Below are 10433 nucleotides of genomic sequence, written 5' to 3'. Positions count from 1 at the left end.
GACTGGTCTTATTCGGCTGATAACTCTCAATCTGCCATTCAGGCTTTAGGTGACGGTGATACCCTTACTGATACAATTACTGTAACTTCAGATGATGGTACAACCCAAGATATTACCATTACCATTACAGGTACTAATGATGATCCTACCATTGGTGGTGATACAACTGGTGGCGTGACTGAAGATGCAGCGGCTACTTTAACCACTTCTGGTACATTAACGATTTCTGATACCGATACAGGTGAAGCTGTCTTTAATGCTGAAACCATCTCTGGTACTTATGGTGACTTAACCATCGAAGCGGATGGTGACTGGTCTTATTCTGCCGATAACTCTCAATCTGCGATTCAAGCTTTAGGTGACGGTGATACCCTTACTGATACAATTACGGTTACTTCAGATGATGGTACAACCCAAGATATTACCATTACCATTACAGGTACTAATGATGATCCTACCATTGGTGGCGACACAACTGGTGGCGTGACTGAAGATGCAGCGGCTACTTTAACCACTTCTGGTAGCTTAACCATTTCTGATACCGATACAGGTGAAGCTGTCTTTAATGCTGAAACCATCTCTGGTACTTATGGTGACTTAACTATCGAAGCGGATGGTGACTGGAGCTATTCTGCTGATAACTCTCAATCTGCGATTCAGGCTTTAGGTGACGGTGACACCCTTACCGATACAATTACGGTTACTTCAGATGATGGTACAACCCAAGATATTACCATTACCATTACAGGTACTAATGATGACCCTACCATTGGTGGTGATACGTCAGGCTCTGTAACTGAAGATGCAGCGGCTACTTTAACCACTTCTGGTACATTAACGATTTCTGATACCGATACAGGTGAAGCCGTCTTTAATGCTGAAACCATCTCTGGGACTTATGGTGACTTAACCATCGAAGCGGATGGTGACTGGTCTTATTCGGCTGATAACTCTCAATCTGCGATTCAGGCTTTAGGTGACGGCGAGACCCTTACTGATACGATTACTGTAACTTCAGATGATGGTACAACCCAAGATATTACCATTACCATTACAGGTACTAATGATGATCCTACCATTGGTGGCGACACAACTGGTGGCGTAACCGAAGATGCAGCAGCTACTTTAACCACTTCTGGTACATTAACGATTTCTGATACCGATACAGGTGAAGCTGTCTTTAATGCTGAAACCATCTCTGGTACTTATGGTGACTTAACCATCGAAGCGGATGGTGATTGGTCTTATTCTGCTGATAACTCTCAATCTGCCATTCAAGCTTTAGGTGACGGCGATACCCTTACTGATACAATTACTGTAACTTCAGATGATGGTACAACCCAAGATATTACCATTACCATTACAGGTACTAATGATGACCCTACCATTGGTGGTGATACAACCGGTAGCGTAACCGAAGATGCAGCAGCTACTTTAACCACTTCTGGTACATTAACGATTTCTGATACCGATACAGGTGAAGCTGTCTTTAATGCTGAAACCATCTCTGGCACTTATGGTGACTTAACCATCGAAGCGGATGGTGACTGGAGCTATTCTGCCGATAATAGCCAATCTGCAATACAAGCCTTAGGCGCTGGCGACACCCTTACTGATACAATTACGGTAACTTCAGATGATGGTACAACCCAAGATATTACCATTACCATTACAGGTACTAATGATGACCCTACCATTGGTGGCGACACAACTGGTGGCGTGACTGAAGATGCAGCGGCTACTTTAACCACTTCTGGTACATTAACGATTTCTGATACCGATACAGGTGAAGCTGTCTTTAATGCTGAAACCATCTCTGGTACTTATGGTGACTTAACCATTGAAGCGGATGGTGACTGGTCTTATTCGGCTGATAACTCTCAATCTGCCATTCAGGCTTTAGGTGACGGTGATACCCTTACTGATACGATTACTGTAACTTCAGATGATGGTACAACCCAAGATATTACCATTACCATTACAGGTACTAATGATGATCCTACCATTGGTGGTGATACAACCGGTAGCGTAACCGAAGATGCAGCAGCTACTTTAACCACTTCTGGTACATTAACGATTTCTGATACCGATACAGGTGAAGCTGTCTTTAATGCTGAAACCATCTCTGGTACTTATGGTGACTTAACCATCGAAGCGGATGGTGACTGGAGCTATTCTGCTGATAACTCTCAATCTGCGATTCAGGCTTTAGGTGACGGTGATACCCTTACTGATACAATTACTGTAACTTCAGATGATGGTACAACCCAAGATATTACCATTACCATTACAGGTACTAATGATGACCCTACCATTGGTGGCGATACGTCAGGCTCTGTGACTGAAGATGCAGCAGCTACTTTAACCACTTCTGGTACATTAACGATTTCTGATACCGATACAGGTGAAGCTGTCTTTAATGCTGAAACCATCTCTGGTACTTATGGTGACTTAACTATCGAAGCTGATGGTGATTGGAGCTATTCTGCTGATAATAGTCAATCTGCGATTCAGGCTTTAGGCGCTGGCGATACCCTTACTGATACAATTACGGTTACTTCAGATGATGGTACAACCCAAGATATTACCATTACCATTACAGGTACTAATGATGAGCCTACCATTGGTGGCGACACAACTGGTGGCGTGACTGAAGATGCAGCGGCTACTTTAACCACTTCTGGTACATTAACGATTTCTGATACCGATACAGGTGAAGCTGTCTTTAATGCTGAAACCATCTCTGGTACTTATGGTGACTTAACCATTGAAGCGGATGGTGACTGGAGCTATTCTGCTGATAACTCTCAATCTGCCATTCAAGCTTTAGGTCAAGGCGATACCCTTACTGATACAATTACTGTAACTTCAGATGATGGTACAACCCAAGATATTACCATTACCATTACAGGTACTAATGATGATCCTACCATTGGTGGCGACACAACTGGTGGCGTAACCGAAGATGCAGCAGCTACTTTAACCACTTCTGGTACATTAACGATTTCTGATACCGATACAGGTGAAGCTGTCTTTAATGCTGAAACCATCTCTGGTACTTATGGTGACTTAACCATCGAAGCGGATGGTGATTGGTCTTATTCTGCTGATAACTCTCAATCTGCCATTCAGGCTTTAGGTGACGGCGATACCCTTACTGATACAATTACTGTAACTTCAGATGATGGCACAACTCAAGATATTACCATTACGATTACAGGTACTAATGATGATCCTACCATTGGTGGTGATACGTCAGGCTCTGTAACTGAAGATGCAGCAGCTACTTTAACCACTTCTGGTACATTAACGATTTCTGATACCGATACAGGTGAAGCTGTCTTTAATGCTGAAACCATCTCTGGTACCTATGGTGACTTAACTATCGAAGCGGATGGTGACTGGTCTTATTCTGCTGATAACTCTCAATCTGCCATTCAGGCTTTAGGTGACGGTGATACCCTTACTGATACAATTACGGTTACTTCAGATGATGGTACAACCCAAGATATTACCATTACCATTACAGGTACTAATGATGACCCTACCATTGGTGGTGATACGTCAGGCTCTGTAACTGAAGATGCAGCGGCTACTTTAACCACTTCTGGTACATTAACGATTTCTGATACCGATACAGGTGAAGCCGTCTTTAATGCTGAAACCATCTCTGGTACTTATGGTGACTTAACCATCGAAGCGGATGGTGACTGGTCTTATTCGGCTGATAACTCTCAATCTGCGATTCAGGCTTTAGGTGACGGCGAGACCCTTACTGATACAATTACTGTAACTTCAGATGATGGTACAACCCAAGATATTACCATTACCATTACAGGTACTAATGATGATCCTACCATTGGTGGCGACACAACTGGTGGCGTAACCGAAGATGCAGCAGCTACTTTAACCACTTCTGGTACATTAACGATTTCTGATACCGATACAGGTGAAGCTGTCTTTAATGCTGAAACCATCTCTGGTACTTATGGTGACTTAACCATCGAAGCGGATGGTGACTGGAGCTATTCTGCTGATAACTCTCAATCTGCCATTCAGGCTTTAGGTGACGGTGACACCCTTACTGATACAATTACTGTAACTTCAGATGATGGTACAACCCAAGATATTACCATTACCATTACAGGTACTAATGATGACCCTACCATTGGTGGCGATACCTCAGGCTCTGTGACTGAAGATGCAGCGGCTACTTTAACCACTTCTGGTACATTAACGATTTCTGATACCGATACAGGTGAAGCCGTCTTTAATGCTGAAACCATCTCTGGCACTTATGGTGACTTAACCATCGAAGCGGATGGTGACTGGTCTTATTCGGCTGATAACTCTCAATCTGCCATTCAGGCTTTAGGTGACGGCGATACCCTTACTGATACAATTACTGTAACTTCAGATGATGGTACAACCCAAGATATTACCATTACCATTACAGGTACTAATGATGATCCTACCATTGGTGGCGACACAACTGGTGGCGTAACCGAAGATGCAGCAGCTACTTTAACCACTTCTGGTACATTAACGATTTCTGATACCGATACAGGTGAAGCCCTCTTTAATGCTGAAACCATCTCTGGCACTTATGGTGACTTAACCATCGAAGCGGATGGTGACTGGAGCTATTCTGCTGATAACTCTCAATCTGCGATTCAGGCTTTAGGTGACGGTGATACCCTTACTGATACGATTACTGTAACTTCAGATGATGGTACAACCCAAGATATTACCATTACCATTACAGGTACTAATGATGATCCTACCATTGGTGGCGACACAACTGGTGGCGTAACCGAAGATGCAGCAGCTACTTTAACCACTTCTGGTACATTAACGATTTCTGATACCGATACAGGTGAAGCCGTCTTTAATGCTGAAACCATCTCTGGCACTTATGGTGACTTAACCATCGAAGCGGATGGTGACTGGAGCTATTCTGCCGATAATAGCCAATCTGCAATACAAGCCTTAGGCGCTGGCGACACCCTTACTGATACAATTACGGTAACTTCAGATGATGGTACAACCCAAGATATTACCATTACCATTACAGGTACTAATGATGATCCTACCATTGGTGGTGATACGTCAGGCTCTGTAACTGAAGATGCAGCAGCTACTTTAACCACTTCTGGTACATTAACGATTTCTGATACCGATACAGGTGAAGCCGTCTTTAATGCTGAAACCATCTCTGGCACCTACGGTGACTTAACCATCGAAGCGGATGGTGACTGGTCTTATTCGGCTGATAACTCTCAATCTGCCATTCAGGCTTTAGGTGACGGTGATACCCTTACTGATACAATTACTGTAACTTCAGATGATGGTACAACCCAAGATATTACCATTACCATTACAGGTACTAATGATGATCCTACCATTGGTGGCGACACAACTGGTGGCGTGACTGAAGATGCAGCAGCTACTTTAACCACTTCTGGTACATTAACGATTTCTGATACCGATACAGGTGAAGCTGTCTTTAATGCTGAAACCATCTCTGGTACTTATGGTGACTTAACCATTGAAGCGGATGGTGACTGGAGCTATTCTGCTGATAATAGTCAATCTGCGATTCAGGCTTTAGGTGACGGTGATACCCTTACTGATACGATTACGGTAACTTCAGATGATGGTACAACCCAAGATATTACCATTACCATTACAGGTACTAATGATGACCCTACCATTGGTGGCGATACGTCAGGCTCTGTGACTGAAGATGCAGCAGCTACTTTAACCACTTCTGGTACATTAACGATTTCTGATACCGATACAGGTGAAGCCGTCTTTAATGCTGAAACCATCTCTGGTACTTATGGTGACTTAACTATCGAAGCGGATGGTGACTGGAGCTATTCTGCCGATAACTCTCAATCTGCCATTCAAGCTTTAGGTGACGGCGAGACCCTTACTGATACAATTACTGTAACTTCAGATGATGGTACAACCCAAGATATTACCATTACCATTACAGGTACTAATGATGATCCCACCATTGGTGGTGATACAACCGGTAGCGTAACCGAAGATGCAGCAGCTACTTTAACCACTTCTGGTAGCTTAACCATTTCTGATACCGATACAGGTGAAGCTGTCTTTAATGCTGAAACCATCTCTGGTACTTATGGTGACTTAACCATCGAAGCGGATGGTGACTGGAGCTATTCTGCTGATAACTCTCAATCTGCGATTCAGGCTTTAGGTGACGGTGACACCCTTACTGATACGATTACTGTAACTTCAGATGATGGTACAACCCAAGATATTACCATTACCATTACAGGTACTAATGATGAGCCTACCATTGGTGGCGATACCTCAGGCTCTGTGACTGAAGATGCAGCGGCTACTTTAACCACTTCTGGTACATTAACGATTTCTGACACCGATACAGGTGAAGCCGTCTTTAATGCTGAAACCATCTCTGGTACCTATGGTGACTTAACCATCGAAGCGGATGGTGACTGGTCTTATTCTGCTGATAATAGTCAATCTGCGATTCAAGCTTTAGGTGACGGCGATACCCTTACCGATACAATTACGGTTACTTCAGATGATGGTACAACCCAAGATATTACCATTACCATTACAGGTACTAATGATGATCCTACCATTGGTGGTGATACAACCGGTAGCGTAACCGAAGATGCAGCAGCTACTTTAACCACTTCTGGTACATTAACGATTTCTGATACCGATACAGGTGAAGCCCTCTTTAATGCTGAAACCATCTCTGGCACTTATGGTGACTTAACCATCGAAGCGGATGGTGACTGGAGCTATTCTGCCGATAATAGCCAATCTGCAATACAAGCCTTAGGCGCTGGCGACACTCTTACTGATACAATTACGGTAACTTCAGATGATGGTACAACCCAAGATATTACCATTACCATTACAGGTACTAATGATGACCCTACCATTGGTGGCGACACAACTGGTGGCGTGACTGAAGATGCAGCGGCTACTTTAACCACTTCTGGTAGCTTAACGATTTCTGATACCGATACAGGTGAAGCTGTCTTTAATGCTGAAACCATCTCTGGTACTTATGGTGACTTAACCATTGAAGCGGATGGTGACTGGAGCTATTCTGCTGATAACTCTCAATCTGCGATTCAGGCTTTAGGTGACGGTGATACCCTTACTGATACGATTACTGTAACTTCAGATGATGGTACAACCCAAGATATTACCATTACCATTACAGGTACTAATGATGATCCTACCATTGGTGGTGATACAACCGGTAGCGTAACCGAAGATGCAGCAGCTACTTTAACCACTTCTGGTACATTAACGATTTCTGATACCGATACAGGTGAAGCCGTCTTTAATGCTGAAACCATCTCTGGCACTTATGGTGACTTAACCATCGAAGCGGATGGTGACTGGTCTTATTCGGCTGATAACTCTCAATCTGCCATTCAAGCTTTAGGTGACGGTGATACCCTTACTGATACAATTACTGTAACTTCAGATGATGGTACAACCAAGATATTACCATTACCATTACAGGTACTAATGATGACCCTACCATTGGTGGCGACACAACTGGTGGCGTAACCGAAGATGCAGCGGCTACTTTAACCACTTCTGGTACATTAACGATTTCTGATACCGATACAGGTGAAGCCGTCTTTAATGCTGAAACCATCTCTGGGACTTATGGTGACTTAACCATCGAAGCGGATGGTGACTGGTCTTATTCGGCTGATAACTCTCAATCTGCCATTCAGGCTTTAGGTGACGGTGATACCCTTACTGATACGATTACTGTAACTTCAGATGATGGTACAACCCAAGATATTACCATTACCATTACAGGTACTAATGATGATCCTACCATTGGTGGTGATACAACCGGTAGCGTAACCGAAGATGCAGCAGCTACTTTAACCACTTCTGGTACATTAACGATTTCTGATACCGATACAGGTGAAGCTGTCTTTAATGCTGAAACCATCTCTGGTACTTATGGTGACTTAACCATCGAAGCGGATGGTGACTGGAGCTATTCTGCTGATAACTCTCAATCTGCGATTCAGGCTTTAGGTGACGGTGATACCCTTACTGATACAATTACTGTAACTTCAGATGATGGTACAACCCAAGATATTACCATTACCATTACAGGTACTAATGATGACCCTACCATTGGTGGCGATACGTCAGGCTCTGTGACTGAAGATGCAGCAGCTACTTTAACCACTTCTGGTACATTAACGATTTCTGATACCGATACAGGTGAAGCTGTCTTTAATGCTGAAACCATCTCTGGTACTTATGGTGACTTAACTATCGAAGCTGATGGTGATTGGAGCTATTCTGCTGATAATAGTCAATCTGCGATTCAGGCTTTAGGCGCTGGCGACACCCTTACTGATACAATTACGGTTACTTCAGATGATGTACAACCCAAGATATTACCATTACCATTACAGGTACTAATGATGAGCCTACCATTGGTGGCGACACAACTGGTGGCGTGACTGAAGATGCAGCGGCTACTTTAACCACTTCTGGTACATTAACGATTTCTGATACCGATACAGGTGAAGCTGTCTTTAATGCTGAAACCATCTCTGGTACTTATGGTGACTTAACCATCGAAGCGGATGGTGACTGGAGCTATTCTGCCGATAACTCTCAATCTGCCATTCAGGCTTTAGGTGACGGCGAGACCCTTACTGATACAATTACTGTAACTTCAGATGATGGCACAACTCAAGATATTACCATTACGATTACAGGTACTAATGATGATCCTACCATTGGTGGTGATACGTCAGGCTCTGTAACTGAAGATGCAGCAGCTACTTTAACCACTTCTGGTACATTAACGATTTCTGATACCGATACAGGTGAAGCTGTCTTTAATGCTGAAACCATCTCTGGTACCTATGGTGACTTAACTATCGAAGCGGATGGTGACTGGTCTTATTCGGCTGATAACTCTCAATCTGCCATTCAGGCTTTAGGTGACGGTGATACCCTTACTGATACAATTACGGTTACTTCAGATGATGGTACAACCCAAGATATTACCATTACCATTACAGGTACTAATGATGACCCTACCATTGGTGGCGACACAACTGGTGGCGTAACCGAAGATGCAGCGGCTACTTTAACCACTTCTGGTACATTAACGATTTCTGATACCGATACAGGTGAAGCCGTCTTTAATGCTGAAACCATCTCTGGGACTTATGGTGACTTAACCATCGAAGCGGATGGTGACTGGTCTTATTCGGCTGATAACTCTCAATCTGCCATTCAGGCTTTAGGTGACGGTGATACCCTTACTGATACAATTACTGTAACTTCAGATGATGGTACAACCCAAGATATTACCATTACCATTACAGGTACTAATGATGATCCTACCATTGGTGGTGATACAACTGGTGGCGTGACTGAAGATGCAGCGGCTACTTTAACCACTTCTGGTACATTAACGATTTCTGATACCGATACAGGTGAAGCTGTCTTTAATGCTGAAACCATCTCTGGTACTTATGGTGACTTAACCATCGAAGCGGATGGTGACTGGTCTTATTCTGCCGATAACTCTCAATCTGCGATTCAAGCTTTAGGTGACGGTGACACCCTTACTGATACGATTACTGTAACTTCAGATGATGGTACAACCCAAGATATTACCATTACCATTACAGGTACTAATGATGATCCTACCATTGGTGGTGATACAACCGGTAGCGTAACCGAAGATGCAGCAGCTACTTTAACCACTTCTGGTACATTAACCATTTCTGATACCGATACAGGTGAAGCTGTCTTTAATGCTGAAACCATCTCTGGTACTTATGGTGACTTAACTATCGAAGCGGATGGTGACTGGAGCTATTCTGCTGATAACTCTCAATCTGCGATTCAGGCTTTAGGTGACGGTGACACCCTTACTGATACAATTACTGTAACTTCAGATGATGGTACAACCCTAAGATATTACCATTACCATTACAGGTACTAATGATGACCCTACCATTGGTGGTGATACGTCAGGCTCTGTAACTGAAGATGCAGCGGCTACTTTAACCACTTCTGGTACATTAACGATTTCTGATACCGATACAGGTGAAGCTGTCTTTAATGCTGAAACCATCTCTGGTACTTATGGTGACTTAACTATCGAAGCGGATGGTGACTGGAGCTATTCTGCTGATAACTCTCAATCTGCGATTCAGGCTTTAGGTGACGGTGACACCCTTTACTGATACAATTACTGTAACTTCAGATGATGGTACAACCCAAGATATTACCATTACCATTACAGGTACTAATGATGACCCTACATTGTGGTGATACGTCAGGCTCTGTAACTGAAGATGCAGCGGCTACTTTAACCACTTCTGGTACATTAACGATTTTGATACCGATAC

Annotated in this window: 6 protein-coding genes; 5 read left to right on the top strand and 1 reads right to left on the bottom strand. The window is 43.4% G+C overall.

The annotated features are described in order from the left end of the window. Positions 1-38: 38 nt before the first annotated feature. Positions 39-206: a hypothetical protein gene (locus KFE69_04475; GenBank protein UTW43356.1), complete on the bottom strand. Its 168-nt coding sequence runs from the start codon at positions 204-206 to the stop codon at positions 39-41. On the opposite strand from KFE69_04475, the gene KFE69_04470 reads away from it, so the two are divergent. The 5 genes from KFE69_04470 to KFE69_04450 are packed head-to-tail and all read left to right on the top strand — an operon-like array spanning position 175 to position 10356. Continuing rightward, entirely contained in the window at positions 175-7593 is a 7419-nt protein-coding gene (locus tag KFE69_04470; GenBank protein UTW43355.1) for a VCBS domain-containing protein, read from the top strand. The genes KFE69_04475 and KFE69_04470 overlap by 32 nt on opposite strands. After that, positions 7527-8519, top strand: coding sequence for a VCBS domain-containing protein (locus KFE69_04465; GenBank protein ID UTW44007.1), 993 nt, complete (start codon positions 7527-7529; stop codon positions 8517-8519). Before KFE69_04470 ends, KFE69_04465 begins: the two co-directional genes overlap by 67 nt. Further along, positions 8516-10024: a VCBS domain-containing protein gene (locus KFE69_04460; GenBank protein ID UTW43354.1), complete on the top strand. Its 1509-nt coding sequence runs from the start codon at positions 8516-8518 to the stop codon at positions 10022-10024. The genes KFE69_04465 and KFE69_04460 overlap by 4 nt, the downstream gene beginning before the upstream one ends. Then, positions 9999-10268, top strand: coding sequence for a VCBS domain-containing protein (locus KFE69_04455; GenBank protein ID UTW44006.1), 270 nt, complete (start codon positions 9999-10001; stop codon positions 10266-10268). The genes KFE69_04460 and KFE69_04455 overlap by 26 nt, the downstream gene beginning before the upstream one ends. Beyond that, positions 10252-10356 carry a VCBS domain-containing protein gene (locus KFE69_04450; GenBank protein ID UTW43353.1) on the top strand — a complete coding sequence of 35 codons (105 nt, stop codon included), beginning with the start codon at positions 10252-10254 and terminating at the stop codon, positions 10354-10356. The genes KFE69_04455 and KFE69_04450 overlap by 17 nt, the downstream gene beginning before the upstream one ends. Positions 10357-10433 lie beyond the last annotated feature (77 nt).

It is taken from the genome of bacterium SCSIO 12844 (assembly GCA_024397935.1).
Classification (GTDB): Bacteria; Pseudomonadota; Gammaproteobacteria; order Francisellales; family Francisellaceae; genus M0027.
Note: the sequence above shows the minus strand (reverse complement) of the source record. Positions and strands in the feature narration are given on the sequence as shown.